General features: G+C 60.1%; 24 protein-coding genes. 16 read left to right on the plus strand and 8 right to left on the minus strand.

Annotation, left to right across the window (positions count from 1 at the left end; genetic code table 11):
* The first annotated feature begins 10 nt into the window (after positions 1-10).
* Genes AC13QE_RS27985 through deoA form a run of 5 tightly spaced genes read left to right on the plus strand, consistent with a single transcriptional unit; the run spans position 11 to position 4,262 of the window.
* On the plus strand, positions 11-982 hold the full coding sequence (locus AC13QE_RS27985; protein WP_132721081.1) for an ABC transporter permease: 972 nt from the start codon (positions 11-13) through the stop codon (positions 980-982).
* A gap of 3 nt (positions 983-985) precedes the next feature.
* Positions 986-1,378, plus strand: a complete 393-nt coding sequence (locus AC13QE_RS27990; RefSeq protein WP_015338405.1) for a cytidine deaminase — start codon at positions 986-988, stop codon at positions 1,376-1,378.
* Positions 1,375-2,181 (plus strand): purine-nucleoside phosphorylase, encoded by an 807-nt coding sequence (locus tag AC13QE_RS27995; protein ID WP_132721082.1) that lies wholly within the window; start codon positions 1,375-1,377, stop codon positions 2,179-2,181. The genes AC13QE_RS27990 and AC13QE_RS27995 overlap by 4 nt, the downstream gene beginning before the upstream one ends.
* Entirely contained in the window at positions 2,178-2,951 is a 774-nt protein-coding gene (gene deoC, locus AC13QE_RS28000; protein WP_132721083.1) for a deoxyribose-phosphate aldolase, read from the plus strand. Before AC13QE_RS27995 ends, deoC begins: the two co-directional genes overlap by 4 nt.
* Before the next feature lie 3 nt (positions 2,952-2,954).
* Complete coding sequence (deoA, locus tag AC13QE_RS28005) at positions 2,955-4,262, plus strand: thymidine phosphorylase (RefSeq protein WP_488486162.1); 1,308 nt, start codon at positions 2,955-2,957, stop codon at positions 4,260-4,262.
* Between the two features lie 49 nt (positions 4,263-4,311).
* On the opposite strand, the gene AC13QE_RS28010 is transcribed toward deoA, so the two are convergent.
* The 7 genes from AC13QE_RS28010 to AC13QE_RS28040 all read right to left on the minus strand — a co-directional run bounded on the left by AC13QE_RS28010 (position 4,312) and on the right by AC13QE_RS28040 (position 9,821).
* Positions 4,312-4,836 carry a TIGR02281 family clan AA aspartic protease gene (locus tag AC13QE_RS28010; RefSeq protein ID WP_488486163.1) on the minus strand — a complete coding sequence of 175 codons (525 nt, stop codon included), beginning with the start codon at positions 4,834-4,836 and terminating at the stop codon, positions 4,312-4,314.
* A gap of 126 nt (positions 4,837-4,962) precedes the next feature.
* A complete protein-coding gene (gene upp, locus AC13QE_RS28015; RefSeq protein ID WP_015338410.1) occupies positions 4,963-5,592 on the minus strand; it encodes a uracil phosphoribosyltransferase in 630 nt (209 codons plus the stop codon).
* A 121-nt stretch (positions 5,593-5,713) separates the two neighbouring features.
* Complete coding sequence (locus AC13QE_RS28020; protein ID WP_488486164.1) at positions 5,714-6,682, minus strand: adenosine deaminase; 969 nt, start codon at positions 6,680-6,682, stop codon at positions 5,714-5,716.
* The gene (locus AC13QE_RS28025; RefSeq protein WP_488486165.1) at positions 6,679-7,899 is read right to left on the minus strand and encodes a phosphopentomutase; all 1,221 of its coding nucleotides are present in this window, start codon (positions 7,897-7,899) and stop codon (positions 6,679-6,681) included. The genes AC13QE_RS28020 and AC13QE_RS28025 overlap by 4 nt, the downstream gene beginning before the upstream one ends.
* A gap of 135 nt (positions 7,900-8,034) precedes the next feature.
* The gene (locus AC13QE_RS28030; RefSeq protein ID WP_488486166.1) at positions 8,035-8,607 is read right to left on the minus strand and encodes a TadE/TadG family type IV pilus assembly protein; all 573 of its coding nucleotides are present in this window, start codon (positions 8,605-8,607) and stop codon (positions 8,035-8,037) included.
* Positions 8,608-8,621: 14 nt separating this feature from the next.
* Positions 8,622-9,242, minus strand: a complete 621-nt coding sequence (locus AC13QE_RS28035; RefSeq protein ID WP_132721088.1) for a TadE/TadG family type IV pilus assembly protein — start codon at positions 9,240-9,242, stop codon at positions 8,622-8,624.
* A 150-nt stretch (positions 9,243-9,392) separates the two neighbouring features.
* Positions 9,393-9,821: a pilus assembly protein N-terminal domain-containing protein gene (locus AC13QE_RS28040; RefSeq protein WP_488486167.1), complete on the minus strand. Its 429-nt coding sequence runs from the start codon at positions 9,819-9,821 to the stop codon at positions 9,393-9,395.
* Between the two features lie 402 nt (positions 9,822-10,223).
* On the opposite strand from AC13QE_RS28040, the gene AC13QE_RS28045 reads away from it, so the two are divergent.
* The 10 genes from AC13QE_RS28045 to AC13QE_RS28090 all read left to right on the plus strand — a co-directional run bounded on the left by AC13QE_RS28045 (position 10,224) and on the right by AC13QE_RS28090 (position 19,959).
* Complete coding sequence (locus AC13QE_RS28045) at positions 10,224-10,409, plus strand: Flp family type IVb pilin (RefSeq protein ID WP_488486168.1); 186 nt, start codon at positions 10,224-10,226, stop codon at positions 10,407-10,409.
* 97 nt (positions 10,410-10,506) lie between these two features.
* The gene (locus tag AC13QE_RS28050; RefSeq protein ID WP_488486169.1) at positions 10,507-11,019 is read left to right on the plus strand and encodes an A24 family peptidase; all 513 of its coding nucleotides are present in this window, start codon (positions 10,507-10,509) and stop codon (positions 11,017-11,019) included.
* Positions 11,020-11,176: 157 nt separating this feature from the next.
* Positions 11,177-11,992 (plus strand): Flp pilus assembly protein CpaB, encoded by an 816-nt coding sequence (gene cpaB, locus AC13QE_RS28055; RefSeq protein ID WP_488486170.1) that lies wholly within the window; start codon positions 11,177-11,179, stop codon positions 11,990-11,992.
* A gap of 14 nt (positions 11,993-12,006) precedes the next feature.
* Complete coding sequence (locus tag AC13QE_RS28060; RefSeq protein WP_488486171.1) at positions 12,007-13,512, plus strand: type II and III secretion system protein family protein; 1,506 nt, start codon at positions 12,007-12,009, stop codon at positions 13,510-13,512.
* 13 nt (positions 13,513-13,525) lie between these two features.
* On the plus strand, positions 13,526-14,314 hold the full coding sequence (locus tag AC13QE_RS28065; protein WP_488486172.1) for a CpaD family pilus assembly protein: 789 nt from the start codon (positions 13,526-13,528) through the stop codon (positions 14,312-14,314).
* 37 nt (positions 14,315-14,351) lie between these two features.
* Positions 14,352-15,623 carry a CpaE/TadZ family protein gene (locus tag AC13QE_RS28070; RefSeq protein WP_488486173.1) on the plus strand — a complete coding sequence of 424 codons (1,272 nt, stop codon included), beginning with the start codon at positions 14,352-14,354 and terminating at the stop codon, positions 15,621-15,623.
* A gap of 77 nt (positions 15,624-15,700) precedes the next feature.
* Positions 15,701-17,179, plus strand: a complete 1,479-nt coding sequence (locus tag AC13QE_RS28075; protein WP_132721095.1) for a TadA family conjugal transfer-associated ATPase — start codon at positions 15,701-15,703, stop codon at positions 17,177-17,179.
* Positions 17,180-17,187: 8 nt separating this feature from the next.
* Positions 17,188-18,195 (plus strand): type II secretion system F family protein, encoded by a 1,008-nt coding sequence (locus AC13QE_RS28080; RefSeq protein ID WP_488486174.1) that lies wholly within the window; start codon positions 17,188-17,190, stop codon positions 18,193-18,195.
* A 22-nt stretch (positions 18,196-18,217) separates the two neighbouring features.
* Complete coding sequence (locus tag AC13QE_RS28085; RefSeq protein ID WP_488486175.1) at positions 18,218-19,195, plus strand: type II secretion system F family protein; 978 nt, start codon at positions 18,218-18,220, stop codon at positions 19,193-19,195.
* 119 nt (positions 19,196-19,314) lie between these two features.
* The gene (locus tag AC13QE_RS28090; RefSeq protein ID WP_488486176.1) at positions 19,315-19,959 is read left to right on the plus strand and encodes a LysE family translocator; all 645 of its coding nucleotides are present in this window, start codon (positions 19,315-19,317) and stop codon (positions 19,957-19,959) included.
* A 97-nt stretch (positions 19,960-20,056) separates the two neighbouring features.
* On the opposite strand, the gene AC13QE_RS28095 is transcribed toward AC13QE_RS28090, so the two are convergent.
* Positions 20,057-20,887, minus strand: a complete 831-nt coding sequence (locus tag AC13QE_RS28095; protein ID WP_488486177.1) for a tetratricopeptide repeat protein — start codon at positions 20,885-20,887, stop codon at positions 20,057-20,059.
* Between the two features lie 149 nt (positions 20,888-21,036).
* Here AC13QE_RS28095 and AC13QE_RS28100 point away from each other — a divergent pair, with 149 nt between their 5' ends.
* Entirely contained in the window at positions 21,037-22,428 is a 1,392-nt protein-coding gene (locus tag AC13QE_RS28100) for a leucyl aminopeptidase family protein (protein WP_488486178.1), read from the plus strand.
* Positions 22,429-22,434 lie beyond the last annotated feature (6 nt).

The following is a 22,434-nucleotide window of genomic DNA, read 5'->3' on the forward strand; positions in this document are numbered from 1 at the left end:
GGATCGGACGATGGACTATTATGATCTTCTCATCAGCATACTTGGTTCGACGATCCGCCTGTCGATTCCGCTGATCTTCACGGCGCTGGCGGGCCTGTTTTCCGAGCGCGCCGGCATCTTCGATATCGGCCTTGAAGGCAAGATGCTGGCCTCGGCTTTTGCTGCCGCCTGCGTCGCCTCGATTAGCGGCTCAGCCTGGGCCGGTCTTGGCGCGGGCATTGTTGTCTCGGTCGTCGTCGGCCTGTTGCACGGTTTCGCATCGATCACCAATCGTGGCAACCAGATCGTTTCGGGCGTCGCGATCAACTTCCTGATGGCCGGCCTGACCATCGTTCTGGGTCAAGCCTGGTTCGGTCAGGGTGGCCGCACGCCCACTTTGCCTGCCACCGCACGTTTTTCCGGCATCACGCTGCCCGGCGCCGATGCCATTCGCGACGTTCCGTTCATCGGGCCGCTCTATGCGAATGTCATCTCCGGCAACAATATCCTGACTTATCTGGCCTTCCTGACGGTGCCGATTTCCTGGTGGATTCTCTATCGCACCCGTTTCGGTCTGCGCCTGCGTGCCGTTGGCGAAAATCCCGGCGCCGTCGATACCGCCGGCATCTCGGTCGAATGGCTGCGCTATCGATCGCTGATAGCAGCCGGCATTCTCTGCGGCTTCTCCGGCACCTATCTCGCCATCGCCCAGTCGGCCGCCTTCATCAACAACATGTCCGCGGGCAAGGGCTATATCGCGCTTGCCGCACTGATCTTCGCAAAATGGAAGCCTGTGCCGGTCATGTTCACCTGCCTTCTATTCGGCTTCCTTGATGCCTTCGCCAATTTCATGCAGGGCAAGGCGGTTCCGGGCATCGGTGAGGTGCCGGTACAGATTTTCCAGGCGCTGCCCTATATCCTCACCTGCATCCTGCTTGCAGGCTTTATCGGTGTCGCCAAGCCCCCGAAGGCCGGTGGCGTGCCCTATACCAAGGAGCGCTAGTCTATGTCGCATGATCTGTTCGAGGCCGCGCGCGGCGCGATGGCGTTCGCGCATGCTCCCTATTCGAAGTTTCCTGTTGGCGCGGCGATCCGCGCCGAGGACGGCAAGATCTATACCGGCGCCAATATCGAGAACCTGTCCTTCCCGCAGGGCTGGTGCGCCGAACCCACAGCGATCGGCCAGATGATCATGGGCGGCGCCAAGAAGATCGTCGAGATTGCCGTCATCGCCGAGAAGCTGCCGCTCTGCCCGCCCTGCGGCGGCTGCCGGCAGAAGATCGCCGAATTTGCCAGCAAGGAGACGCGCATCTATCTTTGCGACGAAACCGGCGTGAAGAAGACCATGACCATGGACGAAATGTTGCCCTTCAGCTTCGAAACGGAGGTGCTCGGATGAGCGCGGCCGTCGATATCCTCACCGAGAAGCTTGGCGAGCTGAAGCCGCGCTATGGCATCATCCTGGGTTCCGGCCTCGGCTCTCTCGTGGATGAGGTCAAAGACGCGCTGCGCATCCCCTATGCCGATCTGCCCGGCTTCCCGGTCAGCGCAGTATCAGGCCATGCCGGCACACTGGTCGCAGGCAAGCTCGGCGATGTCCCCGTCATCATGCTCTCCGGCCGCGTACATTACTACGAAAAGGGCGACGCCAACGCCATGCGCGCGCCGATCGAGACCCTGAAGGCGCTTGGCGTCGACACGCTGATCCTGACGAATTCGGCGGGATCGCTGCGGGAAGAGATGCCGCCGGGCTCGGTGATGCAGATCACCGATCACATCAACTATTCCGGCATGAACCCGCTGATCGGCGAGGAGAGCGACAGGCGCTTCGTCGGCATGACCAGCGCCTACGACCTCGACCTCATCATGCGCATGCGCAAGGCGGCGGAAAAGGCCGAGATCAAGCTGTCACATGGCGTCTATATGTGGTTTTCCGGCCCGAGCTTCGAAACGCCGGCCGAGATCCGCATGGCGCGTATCCTCGGTGCCGATGCCGTCGGCATGTCGACGGTGCCGGAAGTCATCCTGGCACGTCTTTTCGGTTTGAGGGTTGCCGCTGCCTCCGTCATCACTAACTATGGTGCTGGCATGACCGGCGGCGAGCTCTCGCATGAGGAGACGAAGGACATGGCTCCGGTCGGCGGCGCGCGGCTTGCCGCTATCCTGAAAGAAATGATCGCGGACGAAGGAGATCCACAATGACCGGCCATTCGCTGAGAGAAACGGCAGCCGTTGCGCTTTCCCTTCTCGATCTCACCAATCTCAAGGATGACTGCACCCCGGCTCAGATCGAGACGCTGTGCGCCCGTGCGCAATCGCCCTATGGCAATACGGCCGCCATCTGCATCTGGCCGCGTTTCGTCGCACAGGCGCGCGGCATTCTCGGTGTCGATCATGTCATAAAAATCGCGACCGTGGTGAATTTCCCGGCCGGCGACATGGAAGTGGCAGATGTTGCTGCCGAAGCGCGCGAAGCCATTGCCGATGGCGCCGACGAGATCGATCTGGTCATTCCCTATCGCGCCTTTCTGGCGGGCAATGAGCAGGCCATCACCGATATGGTTGCCGCGGTAAAGGCCGAATGCAAAGGTCCGGTCCTTCTGAAGACCATCCTTGAAACCGGCGAAATCAAGGATACCGCTCTCATCCGGCGTGCGTCGGAACTCGCGATCGATGCCGGCTCCGATTTCATCAAGACGTCCACCGGCAAGGTTGCCGTCAACGCGACGCTCGAAGCCGCTGACATCATGCTGCGCGCCATCCGCGACAGCGGTCGCAAGGTCGGCTTCAAGCCGGCCGGCGGCATCGGCTCCGTTTCCGATGCGGCTCTGTATCTCAGCCTGGCCGAGACCATCATGGCGCCCGACTGGGCTATGCCGTCGACCTTCCGCTTCGGGGCGTCGAGCCTGCTCGACGATATCTCGAACGTGCTGGCCGGCGGCGAGTCCAAGACGGCGTCTTCAGGCTACTGATCCATGATCCCGCAGGAGATCATCCGTCAGAAGCGTAACGGCGCCACCCTTTCGGCTGCCGATATCGATGCGTTTATCGGTGCTTTGGGGCGGGGCGAACTGGCGGAAAGCCAGATCGGCGCTTTTGCCATGGCCGTCTGGTTTCGCGGCATGACGCGGGAGGAAACGGTGGCGCTGACGCTCGCCATGGCCCGCTCCGGCGATATCCTCTCCTGGCAAGGCATCGGCAGGCCGATTGCCGACAAGCATTCGACTGGCGGTGTCGGCGACAATGTCTCGCTGATGCTCGCTCCCATCGCGGCCGCCTGCGGCCTCGCCGTGCCGATGATCTCTGGTCGCGGTCTCGGCCACACCGGCGGCACGCTGGACAAGCTGGAATCCATTCCCGGTTACGGGATCACGCCGGATGCCGCCCGTTTCCGCAAGGTGGTCGATGAGGTCGGCTGCGCCATCATCGGTCAGACAGGCGCGCTGGCGCCCGCCGACGGCAAGCTTTATGCGGTGCGCGATGTCACCGCGACCGTCGATTCCGTACCGTTGATTACCGCCTCCATCCTGTCGAAGAAACTGGCGGCTGGGCTGGAAACGCTGGTGCTCGACGTCAAGATCGGCAGCGGCGCCTTCATGACTTCGCTGGAAGAAGCCGAGACGTTGGCGCGCTCGCTGGTGGAAGTGGCGAATGGCGGTGGGGTCAAGACCTCGGCCCTGATTACCGACATGAACCAGCCCCTGGCCGATGCGGCCGGCAATGTGGTCGAGCTTCGTAACTGCCTGGATTTCCTGAAGGGCAACAAGTCGGGCACGCGGCTCGAGACGGTCGTGCTGGCCTTCGCATCCGAAATGCTCGTTCAGGCCGGCATTGCCGCGAACGCTGCCGATGCAGAGACTAGGGCGCGTACGGCTCTGGCATCCGGCAAGGCGGCAGAGATCTTCGGCCGTATGGTGCATGCGCTTGGCGGCTCCGCGGATCTGCTCGAACATCCCGATCGCTACTTGGCGAGTGCGCCGGTGCAAAAGCCCGTTCTCGCCGCCGCCGATGGCTGGCTTGGCGCCTGTGATGCGCGGGAGATAGGCATGAGCGTCATCGATCTCGGCGGCGGCCGTCGCCGCCCGCAGGACAAGATCGATCATCGCGTCGGCTTCACAGATATTCTGCCACTCGGAACAAAGATCAGCAGGGGCGATCGTATCGCCACCGTGCACGCCGCCGACGAGGCAAGCGCGCAAAAGGCCGCAGGCGATTTGTCGGCTAACTATCGTATCATGGATGCGGCGCCCGCTTTGTCGCCCGTCATTGTCAGACGGATTTGATCTGAAGGCGCCAGTCGGCCGCTTCGCAGTCTCGGGAAGGCCTTCTATCCTATTGCTTCAGAAGCAATGTGCCGTTCTGAACACCATAGGAGTTCAGCTTCTTCATGAAGCTCATGCCGATCAGCGTCGTACCGAGTGCGTTGTCCTTTGCTACCACAGCCTCGATATCGCGGACCCGGATCGTGCCGATCTCCAGGCGATCGAGTTTGATGTGGGCGACCTTTGACGTGCCATTCGCGGTCTGGACCGTGTAGCGATAGTCGAGATCGACGCCGCTGAAGCCGAGGCTGCGCGCGGTGCTTTCGTTCATTGCCACATAGGTCGCGCCGGTATCGATCATCCCGTGCACAGACCGGCCATTGATGGTGAAATCGCCTTCATAGTGGCCGCCCGCATTGGCGCGCAGCTGAACGCTGCCAAAGGAAACGGCAGCTTCCGCCTTCGGAGGGGTAAGCGAAACCGCCTCGACCGGTGCGGGTTTCGCGGCATGTTCGCCATAGCTGCTCACCAGCATCGGCACCTGGGTCGCCGCAACGGCGATGACACCGGCAAAGGCAAGAATACGAACGAGCATCGGCAAGGCCCCTCCTGCGGACCATGCCATTTATAAGCCGAGAGTACTGAAAGGATGCTAAAGCAATCAATAAAAAGCCCGGCAGTCGAATAACTGCCGGGCTTCCTGAAAAGTATTAGAGCGGATTTACTTGGTGCCGTACATGCGGTCGCCGGCATCGCCGAGGCCGGGGACGATATAGCCCTTTTCGTTCAGGTGGCTGTCGATGGCGGCCGTGAACACCGGAACGTCCGGATGCGCCTTGCGGAAATTGGCGATGCCTTCGGGAGCCGCCAGCAGGCAGAGGAAGCGGATATTGTGCGCACCGCGCTCCTTCAGCTTTTCGATCGCGGCAATCGAGGAATTGCCCGTCGCGAGCATTGGATCGACGACGATGATCAGGCGCTCGGAGATATCCTCTGGCGCCTTGAAGTAATATTCGACCGGCTGCAGCGTTTCATGATCGCGGTAGACGCCGATATGCGAGACGCGGGCCGAGGGCACGAGATCGAGCATGCCTTCGAGCAAGCCGTTGCCGGCGCGCAGGATCGAGGCGAAGACCAGCTTCTTGCCCTCGAGGATCGGCGCATCCATCGGCTGCAGCGGCGTCTCGATGGTCTCGATGGTCAGTTCGAGGTCGCGCGTCACTTCGTAACAGAGCAGCGTCGAAATCTCGCGCAGCAGCCGGCGGAAGCTTCCCGTCGACGTGTCTTTCTTGCGCATGATTGTGAGCTTGTGTTGCACAAGCGGGTGATCGATGACAGTGACGCCGTCCATGGTTTCAGCCTTCCAGTAATTCCGCGATATAAGATGGTTCTTCCACGGAAATCGCCTCTGGTGCAAGAAAATAGGCCACTTCTGGAGATTTCATCCCCAATCTGCGGCCAAAACCACGCTTTTAGAGCTTCGCTAGCAATGCCGCCCGTGTCGCCTCGTCCACAAACGCCGCCTCGATCGCCGTGCGGGTCATCGCATTGATCTCGTCGTCGCTGAAGCCGAAGGCTGACGACGCAAGCTCGTATTCTCGCTCGAGCGAGGTGTGGAAGAAGGGCGGATCGTCGGAGCTGATTGTGATCTTCACGCCGGCGTCGCGCAGCTTGCGCAGCGGATGCGACTGGAAATCCGGAAAAACCTTCAGCGCGATGTTGGAACCGGGGCAGACTTCCAGCACGGTGCCGAGATCGGCAAGGCGTCTGACGAGATCCATATCCTCGATGGCGCGCACGCCATGGCCGATACGCTGTGGACGCACCAGATCCACCGCGTCGGCGACGCTAAATGCACCACACACTTCGCCGGCATGGATGGTGATGCCGAGGCCCGCCTCGCGGGCGACGTCAAAGGCGCGGGCGTAATCGGCGACGCGGCCCATGCGCTCCTCGCCGGCCATGTTGAAGCCTGATATCAGCGGATTATCGCTCTTGGCGGCATATTCCGCCGCCTTCACCACGCGCTCCGGGCCGAAGTGGCGTTCGCCTGTCACGATCAGCCGCGCCTCGATGCCCGTTTTTGCCTTCGCGGCACGGATGCCGGCCGAAACGCCGGCCATATAGGCGTCAGCGCCGAGGCCGATGCGGTCGCCATGGTCGGGCGAGACGATGAGTTCGCTATAGATCGTGCCGATGCCGGCAAGCTCTTCCAAATAGGTTTCCGTCAGCAGCGCATAGTCTTCCTCGGTGCGGTAGACCTCGGAAACCTTGTCGTAGCAGACGAGGAATTCGGCAAAATCCTTCCAGAGGTAAACGCCGTCCTTGAGGAAGGCACTGGTATCGACTCCGTATTTCTCCGCTTGTGCGAGCGTCAATGCCGGTGGAGCCGCGCCCTCCAGATGGCAGTGCAGCTCCACTTTCTTCAAATGCGATGTCAAAGGAAGCTCCTCCCGTGCGGCCCTGCCGCAATTCCCAAATGTTTCGCAACCGTCTCGCCGATATCCGCATAGGTCTGACGGACGCCGATGGAGCGCGAGCGAATGCCCGGCCCGTAAGCCATGACGGGCACGCGCTCGCGTGTATGATCGGTGCCGCGCCAAGTCGGGTCGCAGCCATGATCGGCGGTCAGAATGACGAGATCGCCGGCCTTCAGCTTCTTGTGCACTTCAGGCAGGCGCGCGTCGAAGGCCTCGAGCGCTGCGGCATAGCCCGGCACGTCGCGGCGATGGCCATAGACCATGTCGAAATCGACGAAATTGGTGAAGACCAGATCGCCGTCCTCGGCTTCGTCCATGGCCTTCAGTGTCGCATCCATCAGCGCCATGTTGCCATTGGCCTTGATGACTCTGGAGACGCCCTGATGGGCAAAGATATCGCCGATCTTGCCGACGGCATGCACCGTGCGTTCGGCCTTGATCAGACGGTCGAGCAGCGTCGGCTCGGGCGGCAGAACGGAAAAGTCCCGACGATTGCCGGTTCGTTCGAATGTCGCCACCGTCTCGCCGATGAAGGGGCGGGCTATGACGCGGCCGATATTGTAGGGATCGAGCAGCGTGCGTACGATCTTGCAGAGGCCGATCAGCCGGTCGAGGCCGAAATGCTGTTCGTGCGCCGCAATCTGGAAGACGGAGTCGGACGAGGTATAGCAGATCGGCTTGCCGCTGCGGATGTGCTCTTCGCCGAGTTTTGCGATGATATCCGTGCCGGAGGCGTGGCAATTGCCGAGAATCCCCGGCAGATCGGCGGCCTCGCAGATGGCCTTCACCAGCTCCGGCGGAAAGGCATCGCCCTCGGCCGGAAAGTATCCCCAGTCGAACATGACGGGCGTTCCGGCGATCTCCCAATGGCCCGAAGGTGTGTCCTTGCCGTGGGAGACCTCATTGGCGCAGCCATAGAGACCATACAGTTTTTCCGGTAGCGGCATGCCGGCGGGATAGTTGCCCGTTGCCGCCTTGGCGATCTCCAGCAGGCCGAGGCCAGATAGGATCGGCAATGTCAACGGGCCTTGGCGCAGGCCTGCCCGATCGGCCGCGCCCGCAGCGCAGAATTCCGCGATATGGCCAAGCGTGTCGGCGCCTTCATCCCCGTAGCTTGCCGCATCGGGGCCGCCACCCACGCCGAAAGAATCCAGAACGAAGAGAAAGGCGCGCGCCATAGATCACCCGATAGAATACCGTCACCCCGGGGAGGTCTTCCGGGTCATTGGACGTCACCCATATAACGGAGGCATCGACTTGGCAATTTTCCGTTTTGGTGCGGCACTTCGGGCGTGGTTTTGACGGCCGGGCTCTCAGCAGTCGCTGCAGCTGATCGAAGTGCCGACACGCTGGCGATAGTAATACTGCCGGCTGATGGTGATCTGGTTTGTGCCGCTCGGCAGGAAATTGGCACCAAAGCTGAGGAGCTGATAGGGGAGGGTAAGTTCGCTGCGGACGAGGAATGTGCTTGCCTGGTTCATGTTGGTCGGCAAAGTGACCGTCGAGCCAACCGTAAATGGCCTGGTTCCGTCCTGTGCCCAGGACCATGCCACTGTCGCCTTGCCTGAGGCGTCGATGGTGATGCCGGTAATCTTCAGCGTCAGGCCGGTGGTGTTATAGGGTGCGAAGATGGCGCCGGCGACTGAGGGCATTGTCGCAAGCACGGACTTTGTGATCGACGATTGCTGCGAGACGATATCGGCTATCGAACCGGCCGAGCGGCTGGCTCGTTTCGAGGCGCTGAGGCCGACGGTAAGCTCGAAAGCACCGAGATAGAGCATCAGCAGTACGGGAAAAAGAATGGCGAATTCGATGGCGCCCACGCCGCGCTCGTCGCGAGCGAATTGCCGCAATATGCCCGAGGGCGCACTTTCTTTCGCGGTCACGCTTGCGGCCCTGCTCACGGATAATTCTCGTTCTGAAATGCCGCCGTGGCGACGATGAGATAGACTGAGGCCGAACCGTCGGTCGGGTGCACGTTGGTCAGATAGGGGCGCAGCAGGTCCGTTATGATCCCCCAGCGATAATAGGCGCGCACCATGTTCAGCGACTTGGCCCCGCCTGGTGTGAAGGCGAAACCTGTGGTGCTGAGGTCGGAATAGGGGTCGGTTGAGGACTTGCGAGGGATTGTTGTCGGCATGGATGCGAAGCTCGAATAGCTCTGCACATCGAGGTAAAGGTTTGTCGGCGTCTGTAATTCGGAAGATGAGCAGGTAATGAGCACGGAAATCTGATTGCAAAATGCCTGCCGGAATTGCTGCGAGCTGGTATTGGCCGCAGTAATCTGCCCGGTTCTGATCTGACGCGATAGAGTATCGACGGCGTTCGAAACGACCTGTTCCGCAGTAAAGGCGACAAAGGTTTCGATAATGGCGAAGATGATCAGAAAATAGGGAATCGCAAGCAGAGCGAATTCGATCGCTGCCGTCCCATCGCGAGAGCGCACGAATTCGCGCAATTTACCCCGGGCATGCTGCCGTGCAGGGCTTGTATTGGCGAGAAGCGCGTTGTCTGGCGTCATAGGTCATCCGCAATGTTTAAACGCGGAGGACACTAGAGTTGCTTTCTTGATAATCCGTTTCTCTTCTCTATTCATATTTAGAGGAAGTCGGGATTATCGATCGCAATTCAATTCTTCGGAAGTACTTTAGAATATTTGCGTTATCGAATGTTATTGTGGCCCTGCGGCGGCGGTCGGTGTCGCCGTATTGTTTTGCTGGGCGTGCTGTTCGCAATTCGGCGTACATGACAGCACGGCGCGATCCGTCTGGCGGAAAACACGGACCGTATTGCCTTCGTCGATCGACACCAGGATCTGCTCGTCTACGATCGCATTGCCGTCGGTATCGAGCAGGATGATATTTGTCGTGCCGAAGCTGCGGCCTGTCAGTACGATGGTTTTCGGATCGGCGACCGTTGCATCGGCAACCTGCGAATTGCCGACGATAACCTTGCTGACAGGGCGGTCCAGCTTCAATACGCGCGCGTGATCCATATAGACGCGCAGCATGCTTTCTCCGGCGGCGTGGGAAAGCTGCGGCATCATGCCGGCCACGGCAACAATGCAGGCAAGGAATGCTGTTCTGCCGCCGACTGGCATGGCTTGGCCTCTTGGAACGCTATGGCGAAAAGAATTCCGGATAGAATGGGAAAGAATGGTGAATGAACGATTAAGCTAATCCGGTATCGTTCGATTATGGCTCCGATGTCTCATTCGACCACCATATCATCCCATCATTGCGAAAATTGTGTATTGTTTCAAGACAAATCGTATCTCGCGCTAATATTCACACGTCTAATAATTTCAATTTGGCTGAAAAACTTCTTTAAAACGGAAAGAAGAACATAAAACTTGCATTAACTATTCTATTTTCGCTTTTGTATTTACTGCGTATTAACCTCATTCTTTAAAGCGATGGAAACGGCGGGAAGCTACCGTGCAGTCCATCCGATCAACGGCAACAGTTGGCGGACGTGCTGTCAACAAAGTGGAGTTAAACTTATGTCCAAGCTTTTTTCGCGTTTTTTGAAGGATGAATCCGGCGCGACCGCAATTGAATATGGCCTGATCGCCGCCCTGATCTCTGTCGCCATCATCACCGGCGCGACGACCCTCGGTGGTACGCTGAACACCACCTTCCAGAATATCTCGGCGCACATGACCACTGCTGCTGCGGTCAACAAATAAGCCCAGCACATATTTAGTGCGGCTTCTCGGCGAAAACCGCTCGGTATAGTGAGCGGTTTTCGATATTTTTACTTTCGCAACAGGCGATCTATCTTCAATGCTTGAAGCCTCAACATTGTTAATATTTCCGCTCTGCATGTCGATCGCGGCGATCTCCGATCTGCTGACGATGACGATCCCCAATCGCGTTTCACTGGCACTCGCACTCGCATTTCTGTTACTCGCGCCGATCTTCGGCTTGTCGTTTGCGGAAATCTGTATTCATTTCACCGGTGCCGTCGCCGTCTTCCTCGCCTGCTTCGCATTGTTCGCGTTGAATGTCATGGGCGGCGGTGACGCGAAGCTTTTGGCCGCGGCAACGCTTTGGTTCGGCTTTGATTCGTCGCTGGTGGAATTCCTCGTCTATGTCGCATTTATCGGCGGCATCCTCACCTTCGTGATCGTTCTGCTTCGCTCGCAAGCAACGAGCATCATGGCAATCGGCCTTCCATTGCCAAATTCATTATTGATTGCAAAAAAAATCCCTTACGGCATTGCCATCGCCATCGGCGGCATCATGGCTTTTCCATCCTCACCGCTTTTGATTGCCGCGACGCACGGCATGTCTTGAGCCAGCGAGTAAAAATCCAACTCTCACATATATAATCTCTAATATACACCAAGTAATCATGGTTAAATAACAATAAATGTAACCACCCATTAACCATAATTACACCAATTGCCGGTCATTCTGCAGGGCGAAGAATCCTGTTCCTCAAGGAATGACCATGAAACCCGCTCGCATAATGATACTCGCAGTGGCAGCCGTCGCGGCCGGGATGGCCGGTCTGCTCGCGATGCGCCTGGCGGGTTCGCGCGATATCGTTCCCCAGCAGATCGCAGCGGTCGTGGAGAAGGAGGCGACGGTCAACGTCCTCGTTGCCGGTGCCAATCTACCTGTCGGTTCGCGCCTCAACGAACAGTCGATCCATTGGATGCCTTGGCCCGAAAGCGGTCTCGTCAAAGGCCTCGTCACCGAACGCGAACGGCCCGACGCTCTGAAAGATCTGGCCGGCGCTGTTGTTCGTCTGCCGATCTTCGAGGGCGAGCCCATCCGCGAGGAGAAGATTGCCGATTCCAACAGCCGCATCCTTTCGTCCTTGCTGCCGGCGGGCAAGCGGGCCGTCGCCACGGAGATTTCCGTCGCCACCGGCGCAGGCGGTTTCATTCTTCCGAATGACCGCGTCGACGTCATCATGGTGCGTAAGGGGTCGCAACAGCAGCTCGTCACGGAAACCGTGCTCAGCAACGTTCGCGTTCTGGCAGTCGATCAGCAGATCGAGGAAAAGCAGGATGGAAGCAAGGCCGTCGTCGGCGCAACCGCGACGCTGGAGCTGACGCCGGACCAAACGAAGGTCCTGGCGGTCGCCCACCAGATGGCCGATCGCCTGACGTTGGCATTGCGCTCCATTGCCGACGCGCAGCAGTCCGATACGACGGCCGCCGATTATCTTCTGGCCGGCGACAATGGCGGCAGCATGATCCAGGTCATAAAATCCGGAGCAATCGTGACCGACGGCCCGACCGGGCCGAAGCCGCAGTGAGAAGGGGCGAGACCATGTTCAAGACAAGCAACAAAGCCAGCCTCTCCCTTGGTGTAAGCCTCTCCTTCTCGATCGCCTTTGCCGGCCTGCCCTTGGCAGACATGCCGGCCTTTCTGCGCACGCCTGCGGCCTTCGCGGGCGGCTCGGACAGTATCGTGACGATAGCCGGCCTGGGCACGAAGCGCACATTGAAGCTGGGTCTGAACAAGGCTCTTGTCGTCGATCTGCCGGCCGATGCCCACGATATCCTTGTCTCCGATCCCAAGATGGCCGATGCGGTGACGCGAACATCGCGCCGCATCTATCTTTTCGGCAAGACGGTCGGCCAGACCAACATCTTCATCTTTGGCGCCGACGGTAAGGAGATCGTCAGCCTCGATCTGCAGATCGAGCGCGACATTACCGGCCTGCAGGCCAACCTCAAGCGCTTCATTCCGGACTCCGACATCAATGTCGAGATCGTTTCCGACAACATTGTCATGACCGGTACGGTGCGCACGCCCCAGGATGCGACACGGGCCGAGCAGCTTGCGCAGGCCTTCCTCAAAGGTGGCGAGGCGACGACTCGAAACCAGACTGCCTCGGGCAGCGGCGACAACAATGCGGTCGCCATTTTCGCGGAAAACCGGCAGACGTCGCAGATCGTCAACATGCTGCAGATCGAAGGCGAGGATCAGGTGACGCTCAAGGTGACCGTCGCAGAAATCAAGCGCAGCGTGCTGAAGCAGATCGGCTTCGACAATCTCGTCAGGAATTCTTCCGGCTTGACGGTTGCCCAGCTCGGCAGTCCTAGCGCGGATGGGACTGCGGCGGCCGGCGGCGGCGGCCTGGCCAGCTTGTTCAAGACCGCCATCGGCAAATACGATATCAGCACCTACCTCAATGCTCTTGAGCAGGCTGGGGCCGTCCGTACGCTGGCTGAGCCGACGTTGACGGCGATCTCCGGCCAGGCAGCGACCTTCAATTCAGGCGGTCAGACCCTGTACGCCGTCACGAACAAGGACGGGACCGTCACGGTCACGCCCTTCACCTACGGTATCAGTTTGGCCTTCACGCCTGTCGTGCTGTCTGCCGGACGAATCGCCCTGCATGTGCAGACCCAGGTCTCCAATCCGGTTGGCACGGCCAACGCCGGCACGGCAACCTACAACCAGCGCGCCGCCGATACGTCGGTGGAGTTGCCGTCGGGCGGCTCGATCGCTTTGGCCGGTCTCTTGAGCGATACCATTCAGCAGACCACCAACGGCACGCCGGGCGCCTCGAAGATTCCGATTCTCGGCGCTCTGTTCCGTCAAAAGAGCTTTCAGCGCGATGAAACTGAGCTGGTTATCATCGCGACGCCTTATCTGGTGCGGCCGGTCGCCCGTAGCCAGCTTGCCCGCCCCGACGATAACTTCTCGCCGAGCAACGATATCAGCGGCGTCTTCATGAATCGTGTCAACAAGATCTACGGCCGCAAGGACGGCCCGCCGGTCGCCGATGCCGATTTCCACGGCACTGTCGGCTTCATCTACAAGTGAGGAGAGACCGATCATGACGCGCGCCTTTTCAACCGGATCAACGAAAGATCCCAAAATGGCCAGCCTGGAGCACAAAGCGCCTCGCACCGGCCGGTCGCGTTCCCTCGGGCTGGCTCTGATTGTGCCGGCCCTGATCGTGACGGCTGCAACTATCAGCAGCTGCGCCGATTCACGTGATCGCATGACCACCAGCGCGATCAATGACGATTATCGGCAACGTCATCCGATCGTGTTGACGGAGAAAGAACACAGTCTCGATATCCCGGTTGCCGCCAGCGACCGTCGCCTGACGACGGGAATGCGCGATACCATCCGCGGATTTGTCCAGGATTACCGCACTCGTGCGAGCGGTACGGTCGAAATCCTTGCCCCTAGGGGATCGATGAATTCGTTGGCGGCATCTGCGTTGCGTCAGCAGATCCGCAGGGAGCTGGTTGCGAACGGCATTCCGTCGGCCCGCATCGTGGACAGCTACTATGGGGCTGGTGACCCAGGCGATGCGGCTCCGATTCGTCTGCGCTTCACTGCGACGACGGCGCTCACCAACACATGCGGTCAATGGCCGGACGATCTTTCGGACAACGCCTTCGACAACCAGAACTACTACAATTTCGGCTGCGCGACACAGCATAATCTGGCGGCGCAAGTCGCCAATCCGACGGATCTGATCTCGCCGCGCGCCGTGTCGCCGATCGATACCGATCAGCGCAGCAAGGTGATCGACAATTATCGCAATGGCTCGGTCCCGACGAGTACCGCCACGGTTGGCGGCTTCAGTGGTTCCGGCGGCTCGGGCCAATGAACATGAGAGTTACGCGCCGGCGGAACAGGATGAAATCATGAACGCCATCGAATATGATATCGGCTCGACTGCCCCGGAAGCGGAGGAGGTTTCGCGCTCGGCCAATCTCGACAGTCTACGGCCGCTGCCGCGTATTTCCATACATGCCTTCTGTGAAAGCGAGCAGCTGCAGCAGGTGATGGATCAGTGTGCCAACGATCGGCGCATGTCCAAGGTTAGCCTCCGCATCACCAGCGGTGGTGTCGCAGCGGCAGCAAACATGTTCGCCTCGGCGCCGACCCCTAATCTGATCATCCTGGAGACGCGCGCCGGTCCGCGCGGCCTGTTGGCGGAACTCGAACCGCTCGCCGCCGTCTGCGATCCGAGCACCAAAGTCATCGTCGTCGGCTATCACAACGATATCGGCCTTTATCGCGAACTCATCCGCAACGGCATCTCCGAATATATCGTCCAGCCGACCGATATGGTCGATCTCTTAACTGCGGTGGCGGCGATCTTTATCGATCCCGATGCCGAGCCGCTCGGGCGCAGTATCGCTTTTATCGGCGCCAAGGGTGGGGTAGGCGCATCGACCATCGCCCATAATTGCGCCTTCGGAATTTCCAGCCTTTTCTCCACCGAAACCATTCTTGCAGATCTCGATCTGCCCTACGGCACCGCCAATATCGATTTCGACCAGGATCCCGCGCAGGGTATCGCGGAAGCCGTCTATGCCCCTGAGCGGCTTGACGAGGTCTTCCTCGACCGGTTGCTGACCAAATGTTCCCAGCATCTCTCGCTGCTGGCGGCTCCCTCGATGCTGGATCGCGCCTATGATTTCGAAGGGCAGGCTTTCCTGCCGGTGCTGGACGTCCTTCAGCGCAGTGCTCCGGTCGCGGTTCTCGATGTGCCGCATGTCTGGACGGAATGGACACGCTCGGTGCTTGGCGCGGTAGACGAGGTCGTCATTTGCGCCGCGCCCGATCTCGCCAATCTGCGCAACGCCAAGAATCTGATCGACGCGTTGCGCAAGCTGCGGCCCAACGACAAGGCGCCGCACCTCATTCTCAATCAGGTCGGCATGCCGAAGCGTCCCGAGATCAATCCTTCGGAGTTCTGCGCACCGCTTGAGACGGATCCGATCGCTATCATCCCCTTCGACATCAACCTGTTCGGCAATGCCGCCAACAGCGGGCAGATGATCGCCGAAACCGATCCGAAGTCGCCGACCGCGGAGACTTTCTCGCAAATATCGCACATCGTTACCGGACGTGTCGCTTTGAAGAAGGCCAGAAAGGGCGGTTTGCTGGGCCTTCTGAAGCGAAAATGATCGTTTGATTTCGCACGGACTTCCGAAGGCCGATTTTCATGGAGGCCGTGCAGCAGCATTAGAATTGGATCAGAAAGATGTTTGGCAAGCGCGGAAATGAAGGTCCTGCAAAGAGCGGCGCGATGTCTCCGCCGCCGGCGCGCGTGCCCGCCGTTGGCAATGGTCCGACGGCACCGGCCGTGCTGATAGAGCCGTCCCATGATTCCACGCAGCCGCGTCAGCAGGTCGCGCCTCCCTCGATGCAGACGCCCAGCCGCCGTCGCGTGGCGCGCACCGAAGAATATTACGATACGAAATCGCAGGTCTTCTCCGCGCTGATCGACACGATCGACCTTTCGCAGCTTTCCAAGCTCGGAAACGAGGCCGCACGCGAGGAAATCCGCGATATCGTCAACGATATCATCACCATCAAGAATTTCGCGATGTCGATCTCCGAGCAGGAGGAACTGCTCGAGGACATCTGCAACGATGTGCTCGGCTACGGTCCGTTGGAGCCGCTGCTCGCCCGCGACGACATTGCCGACATCATGGTCAACGGTGCCGGACAGACCTTCATCGAAGTCGGCGGCAAGACCGTCGAATCCGAAATCCGCTTCCGCGACAATTCGCAGCTTCTTTCCATCTGCCAGCGCATCGTCAGCCAGGTCGGCCGCCGCGTCGATGAATCCAGCCCCATCTGCGATGCGCGCCTGCCCGATGGATCGCGCGTCAACGTCATCGCACCGCCGCTCGCGATCGACGGTCCCGCGCTGACCATTCGTAAATTCAAGAAGGACAAGCTTACCCTCGATCAGCTCGTCCGCTTCGGCGCCATCACGCCCGAAGGCGCGACGCTTTTGCAGATCATCGGCCGCGTGCGCTGCAATGTCGTCATCTCAGGCGGTACCGGTTCGGGCAAGACGACGCTTCTGAACTGCCTGACCAACTACATCGACCGCGATGAACGCGTCATCACCTGCGAAGATACCGCCGAACTGCAGCTGCAGCAGCCGCATGTGGTGCGTCTCGAAACCCGTCCGCCGAACATCGAAGGCGAGGGCGAGATCACCATGCGCGATCTCGTCAAGAACTGCCTGCGTATGCGCCCCGAACGCATCATCGTCGGCGAAGTGCGCGGACCCGAGGTATTCGACCTGCTGCAGGCGATGAACACCGGCCACGATGGTTCCATGGGAACCATCCACGCCAATACGCCGCGCGAGTGCTTGAGCCGTATGGAATCGATGATCGCGATGGGTGGTTTCAGCCTGCCGGCCAAGACCGTGCGCGAGATCATTTCCAGCTCCGTCGACGTCGTCATCCAGGCCGCTCGCCTGCGTGACGGTTCGCGTCGCATCACCCAGATCACCGAGGTGATGGGCATGGAAGGCGATGTGATCATTACCCAGGATTTGATGCGCTACGAGATCGAGGGCGAAGATGCGAACGGCCGGATTATCGGTCGGCACGTCTCCACCGGCATCGGCAAGCCGCATTTCTGGGATCGTGCCCGCTACTACAACGAGGAACGGCGCCTGGCAGCCGCCCTCGATGAGATGGAACAGAAGGCGCAATAGGATTTACGATGTTCGGTATCGATCCAATAGTGCTGTTGATTGTGCTGCTGGCGGCGGTTTCCGCCGCGGCAGTCTGCTATGGCGTTCTCTATTCGCGGATCGAGATCCAGAAGAAGGCGGAAGGTCGTGTCAACCGCGTCAAGCAGGCCGAAACCGATCGCGTCAAGGTCAAGGCAGCGCGTGATCGCGTCCAGGAAATGTCGAAGCGGCGCAAATCCGTGCAGGATTCTCTGAAGGATCTGGAACGGCGCCAGTCCGAAAACACGAAAAAGAGGCAGTCCCTGAAAGCGCGCCTCGCGCAGGCCGGTCTGTCGTTGACGCCGGCGCGCTTTTACATCTTCAGCGTGCTGTTCGGCCTTTTCGTCACGTTGGTTCTTTTCATTGTCGGCGCCCCGCTGCTGGCGATTCTAGGCATATTCTTTGCCGCTGCTTTCGGCCTGCCGCGCTGGGTCGTCCGCTTCCTCATCAAGCGCCGGCAAAGCAAATTTCTGGAGGAGTTTCCGAACGCACTCGATGTCATCACGCGTTCCCTTCGCTCAGGCCTGCCGCTCAATGATGCGATTCGGCTGGTGGCCGGTGAGGCACGGGAGCCCGTCAAGACGGAGTTCCGCCGGGTGGTCGAAGCGCAACAAGTCGGTTTCAGCATGGCGGATGCCTGCGCGCGCATCTCGAACCATATGCCCCTGCAGGAGGTAAATTTCTTCTCGATCGTTATCGCGATCCAGGCCCAGGCGGGCGGTAACCTGTCGGAAGCTCTCGGCAATCTCTCGAAGGTGCTGCGCGAGCGCAAGAAGATGAAGGCGAAGGTCAAGGCATTGTCGATGGAAGCCAAGGCATCCGCCGTCATCATTGGCACTCTGCCCTTCGTGGTGATGCTGCTGGTCTATCTGACGTCGCCGCAATACATGATGATCCTGTTCGCCGATCCGCGCGGTCATCTGATCTTGCTTGGCGCCGGCATCTGGATGTCGATCGGCATCTTCATCATGCGTAACATGGTCAATTTCGAGATCTGAGCGGGAAGGAGCCGCGTAGCCCATGACCGATCTCGCTGCCCGTCTAACCGATCCCGGCACTCTTCTTGCCGTCGTGGTCGCCATTGCCGTCTTCGCGACTTTCTACACGATTGCGATACCGCTTTTGGAACGCGGCGATCTCAGCAAGCGCATGAAGGCCGTGTCGACGGAGCGCGAACAGATCCGTGCGCGCGAGCGGGCACGGCTGAATGCGGACGGCGGGAAGGCATCGCTGCGCAGCCACAACAATCGAAACGTCAGACAGATCGTCGATCGGTTCAACCTGCGCAACGCGCTGGTCGACGCCAATACCGTCAATCGCTTGCGGGCCGCGGGCCTGCGATCGGAAAATGCGCTCAACATGTTCCTGGTGGCGCGATTCCTGCTGCCGTTCCTGTTTCTCGCGGTTGCGATCGTCGTCGTCTTCGTTCTCGGCTGGTTCGCCGCAAAGCCCCTGCCGATCCGTCTGCTCGGGGTCATCGCTTTCGCTTATCTGGGCTTCTATACGCCGAACATTTACATCTCCAATCTCGTGAGCAAGCGCCAGAAATCGATCAAGCGCGCCTGGCCCGATGCCCTCGACCTGATGTTGATCTGCGTGGAGTCGGGCATTTCAATCGAGGCGGGTATGCATCGCGTGTCCGAGGAAATGGCCGAGCAATCCCCGGCACTTGCGGAGGAAATGGTGCTGACCACGGCCGAGCTTTCCTTCCTGCAGGATCGCCGTACCGCCTTCGACAATCTCGCCGCCCGTACGCAGATCGATCTCGTCAAATCGGTGACGCAGGCGCTCATCCAGGCCGAACGCTATGGTACGCCGCTCTCGCAGGCGCTGCGCGTCATGGCGCAGGAGGGCCGCGACGAACGCATGAACGAGGCGGAAAAGAAGGCTGCCGCGCTGCCGCCGAAGCTGACAGTGCCGATGATCATCTTCTTCCTGCCGGTCTTGATGGCCGTGATTCTCGGCCCGGCGATCATCCAGGCCATGGACAAGTTCTGAATTGCCTGCTTGCCCGCCACGCGGAGACATGGTTAGTTGTATCCAATGTCGTCGATTGCGTCTGGCGTGTGTTCCGGCAAGCGGAAGTCATTCGCGCCGAGCGTCTTTGGAGGTCTCGCATGTCATCCCTGGCAATATTTTTCAGCGTCATGGCTGCCGTTTTCATCGGTGCGGTCAGTCCCGGCCCCAGTTTCGTGCTCGTTTCGCGCATTGCTGTTTCGCGTTCCCGTAAGGCGGGGCTTGCCGCAGCCTTCGGTATGGGAACCGGCAGCGTCATTTTTGCGACCTTGGCCTTGTTTGGCCTCAGCGCATTGCTGATGAAAGTCGAATGGCTGTATCTCGCACTGAAAATCGGCGGCGGCCTCTATCTGATCTATGTCGGCATTAGGATCTGGCGCAGCGCAGCGGACGATCTTCCCATCGACGCGCCGGCAACGCCGGCAGAGGGCGGCGTGATGCGCAACTTCCTCTTTGCGCTCGGCACGCAGCTCAGCAATCCAAAGACAGCCATTTTCTACGGCAGTATCTTCGCCGCACTCCTGCCGGCTGCTCCGCCTCCGTGGCTGCTCTTTACGGTTCCGCCCGCAGTCTTTCTAGTCGAGGCTGGCTGGTATACCGCGGTGACGCTTGCCTTCTCCTCCAACCGCCCGCGCGCCATGTATGTTGGATCAAAGCTCTGGATCGACAGGGTGGCGGGCGCCGTTATCGGCGCGCTCGGAGCGCGGCTTGTCGCCGAGGGGCTGCCGCGCCACATCTGGCGTTAAGTGCCTCGAGCTGCCGGGATCCGGCTGAATTGGCACGCGGCCGGCTTATCTGTGCGAGAGGTGCGCAGGCAAGCCCTTATGGCCGCTCCCGCTGGCCCTATTGTTGGGCGACTTTCCTGCCGTTGCCGCTGACGGCAAGCTTCTGCCAGGAGTTCTGCTGCGCCAGCATGCCGCGCAGATAGGCAACGTTGGCGTTCGCCTGTTGCGGCGTCAGTTCCTGCCGCGCAATTTGTTCGGCTTCCGCAAACCGGCCCTGCAGACCGACGACCAGCGCCAGATTCTGCCGTACGCGGCTATCGGAGCCCGGCTGCGAGATGGCCGTGCGGAGATAGTTTTCCGCATTCTTGAGATCGCCGGTCAGCACATAGGACATGCCGAGATTGGAAAGGATGGTCGGCTCGTTTGGAGCCAGCACCAGCGCATCCCGATATTTGGCGCGCGCATCTTGGGAGCGCCCAAGCTGATCGAGGATTGCGCCCTGCGCCGAAACCAGGCGCCAGTCCGGCCGATCCGGAAGCTGGGCGCGGTCAATGGTCGAAAGCGCCTCGTCGAGCTGGCCTGCCGCCGCCTGGGCTTTGCCATAGGCCGCCAGCACGCCGCGGTCGGTCGGATTGGCGATTGCCACCTGCTGCATGACCGCAAGCGCCTGATTGTTGCGGCCGCTCATGCGCAGCGCATTGGCGTAGTTGACGCCGGCATCGCGATCCTTGGGATTGGCATCATAAGCCTTGCCAAACGTCGCGGTCGCCTGAGCCAGCTCCGTGCTGTTCATCGTATCGACAGATTTCGAAGTCTTGGGGATCGAGCCCGTCGTCATCCTGTCCTGTCCGGTCGTCGAGCAGCTTGCGAGCGTGAGCGCCAGAAGTGCGACGGAAGCTCCCTGCAAAAGAAAGGTTCTGAATGAAGACGCAGCTGCGACGGCGGGCATGACGCTGATCCCTGAATTCCTATAGTCTTGCGCCCGGCCTAGAATCGGAACAGGGAAAGGTTCGACGCAATGTTCGCTCCAGCAATAATCTGTTAACCCTAACAGACGGTTAACTCTCGATTCCCCTCAGTCATTGCCGAAGGATAGTCATGGCCCCCTTTCAATTCATCGAGCGCGCGACGCCTTTCAATTCGAAGGGTGGCGCGACCCTGCCGATCTTTGCTGTCACCCCCGCGCATATCGAGACGGGCACCATCGATCCCATCGCGCTCGATTGGGCACGCAAGGCGGGTTACAAGGCAGAGAGCGGCTCGCTGTTGTTGATCCCGACCGCTGAAGGGCATCTGGGCGGAGCTCTGTTCGGCCTCGGCTCCAATCCGTCCGAACAACCCTTCCTCACAGGCAAGCTGGCACGCAGCCTGCCGGCCGGCGCCTGGCATATTGAGACGGCGCCGCTGACGGCGAACCGGCTCTCGCTTGGTTTCGGTCTCGGCAGCTATCGCTTCGACCGCTACAAATCCGAAAAAGCCGCGGCGCCGACATTGATGATCCCGCGCGATGCCGATGCTGCCGATATCAAGCGCCAGCTGGCAGGCGTCTTCCTCGCCCGCGATCTCATCAACACGCCGACCAACGACATGGGTCCGGAACAGCTCGAAGCCGCCTTTCGGGCGCTGGTCGAGCACTACAAGGCTGAGATGTCCGTCATCATCGGCGATGATCTCCTGAAGGAGAATTTCCCGCTGGTCCATACGGTGGGACGTGCGAGCGCCGATGCGCCGCGCCTTCTGGAACTGCACTGGGGCAAGAAGGGTCATCGCCGCATCACTCTGGTCGGCAAGGGCGTGTGCTTTGACACCGGCGGCCTCGATATCAAGCCGGCATCCTCGATGCTGCTGATGAAGAAGGACATGGGCGGTGCCGCCAACGTCATGGGCCTGGCGCTGATGATCATGGACGCCAAGCTCAAGGTCGACCTGCGCGTCATCATACCGGTCGTCGAGAATTCGATATCGGCCAATGCCTTCCGCCCTGGCGATATCTACAAGAGCCGCAAGGGCCTGACCGTGCAGATCGACAATACCGATGCCGAGGGGCGGCTGATCCTCGCCGATGCGCTCGCCTATGCCGACGAGGACGCGCCGGACCTGATGATCGATATGGCGACGCTGACGGGTGCTGCCCGCGTCGCGCTCGGTCCCGACCTGCCGCCCTTCTTCACCGACGATAGCGAACTTGCCAGCGATCTGACCGAGGCGAGCCTGGAGACGGATGATCCGCTGTGGCGCATGCCGCTCTATATGGGCTACGATAAGGACATCCGCACCAAATTTGCCGATATCACCAATGCGCCAGCAGGCGGCATGGCCGGCGCCATTACGGCCGCCCTGTTCCTTAAGCGCTTCGTGACGAAGACACCAAGCTGGGTGCATTTCGACATCTTCGGCTGGGCACCGAGCGAACGTCCGCATTCGCCCGGCGGCGGCGAGGCACAGGCGATCCGTGCGCTCTATCACTATATCAGGCAGAGCGTGCGGTAGGGGCTG

It is taken from the genome of Martinezella sp. CNPSo 3957, from assembly GCF_057784395.1.

Coding starts and splice junctions, on each gene's coding strand:
- cpaB (WP_488486170.1), top strand. CDS start 11,177: ATGAAACCCGCTCGCATAATGATACTCGCAGTGGCAGCCGTCGCGGCC.
- AC13QE_RS28045 (WP_488486168.1), top strand. CDS start 10,224: ATGTCCAAGCTTTTTTCGCGTTTTTTGAAGGATGAATCCGGCGCGACC.
- AC13QE_RS28090 (WP_488486176.1), top strand. CDS start 19,315: ATGTCATCCCTGGCAATATTTTTCAGCGTCATGGCTGCCGTTTTCATC.
- deoA (WP_488486162.1), top strand. CDS start 2,955: ATGATCCCGCAGGAGATCATCCGTCAGAAGCGTAACGGCGCCACCCTT.
- AC13QE_RS27995 (WP_132721082.1), top strand. CDS start 1,375: ATGAGCGCGGCCGTCGATATCCTCACCGAGAAGCTTGGCGAGCTGAAG.
- AC13QE_RS28010 (WP_488486163.1), bottom strand. CDS start 4,836: ATGCTCGTTCGTATTCTTGCCTTTGCCGGTGTCATCGCCGTTGCGGCG.
- AC13QE_RS28100 (WP_488486178.1), top strand. CDS start 21,037: ATGGCCCCCTTTCAATTCATCGAGCGCGCGACGCCTTTCAATTCGAAG.
- AC13QE_RS28060 (WP_488486171.1), top strand. CDS start 12,007: ATGTTCAAGACAAGCAACAAAGCCAGCCTCTCCCTTGGTGTAAGCCTC.
- upp (WP_015338410.1), bottom strand. CDS start 5,592: ATGGACGGCGTCACTGTCATCGATCACCCGCTTGTGCAACACAAGCTC.
- AC13QE_RS28075 (WP_132721095.1), top strand. CDS start 15,701: ATGTTTGGCAAGCGCGGAAATGAAGGTCCTGCAAAGAGCGGCGCGATG.
- AC13QE_RS28035 (WP_132721088.1), bottom strand. CDS start 9,242: ATGACGCCAGACAACGCGCTTCTCGCCAATACAAGCCCTGCACGGCAG.
- AC13QE_RS28065 (WP_488486172.1), top strand. CDS start 13,526: ATGACGCGCGCCTTTTCAACCGGATCAACGAAAGATCCCAAAATGGCC.
- AC13QE_RS28070 (WP_488486173.1), top strand. CDS start 14,352: ATGAACGCCATCGAATATGATATCGGCTCGACTGCCCCGGAAGCGGAG.
- deoC (WP_132721083.1), top strand. CDS start 2,178: ATGACCGGCCATTCGCTGAGAGAAACGGCAGCCGTTGCGCTTTCCCTT.
- AC13QE_RS27985 (WP_132721081.1), top strand. CDS start 11: ATGGACTATTATGATCTTCTCATCAGCATACTTGGTTCGACGATCCGC.
- AC13QE_RS28085 (WP_488486175.1), top strand. CDS start 18,218: ATGACCGATCTCGCTGCCCGTCTAACCGATCCCGGCACTCTTCTTGCC.
- AC13QE_RS27990 (WP_015338405.1), top strand. CDS start 986: ATGTCGCATGATCTGTTCGAGGCCGCGCGCGGCGCGATGGCGTTCGCG.
- AC13QE_RS28080 (WP_488486174.1), top strand. CDS start 17,188: ATGTTCGGTATCGATCCAATAGTGCTGTTGATTGTGCTGCTGGCGGCG.
- AC13QE_RS28025 (WP_488486165.1), bottom strand. CDS start 7,899: ATGGCGCGCGCCTTTCTCTTCGTTCTGGATTCTTTCGGCGTGGGTGGC.
- AC13QE_RS28050 (WP_488486169.1), top strand. CDS start 10,507: ATGCTTGAAGCCTCAACATTGTTAATATTTCCGCTCTGCATGTCGATC.
- AC13QE_RS28095 (WP_488486177.1), bottom strand. CDS start 20,887: ATGCCCGCCGTCGCAGCTGCGTCTTCATTCAGAACCTTTCTTTTGCAG.
- AC13QE_RS28040 (WP_488486167.1), bottom strand. CDS start 9,821: ATGCCAGTCGGCGGCAGAACAGCATTCCTTGCCTGCATTGTTGCCGTG.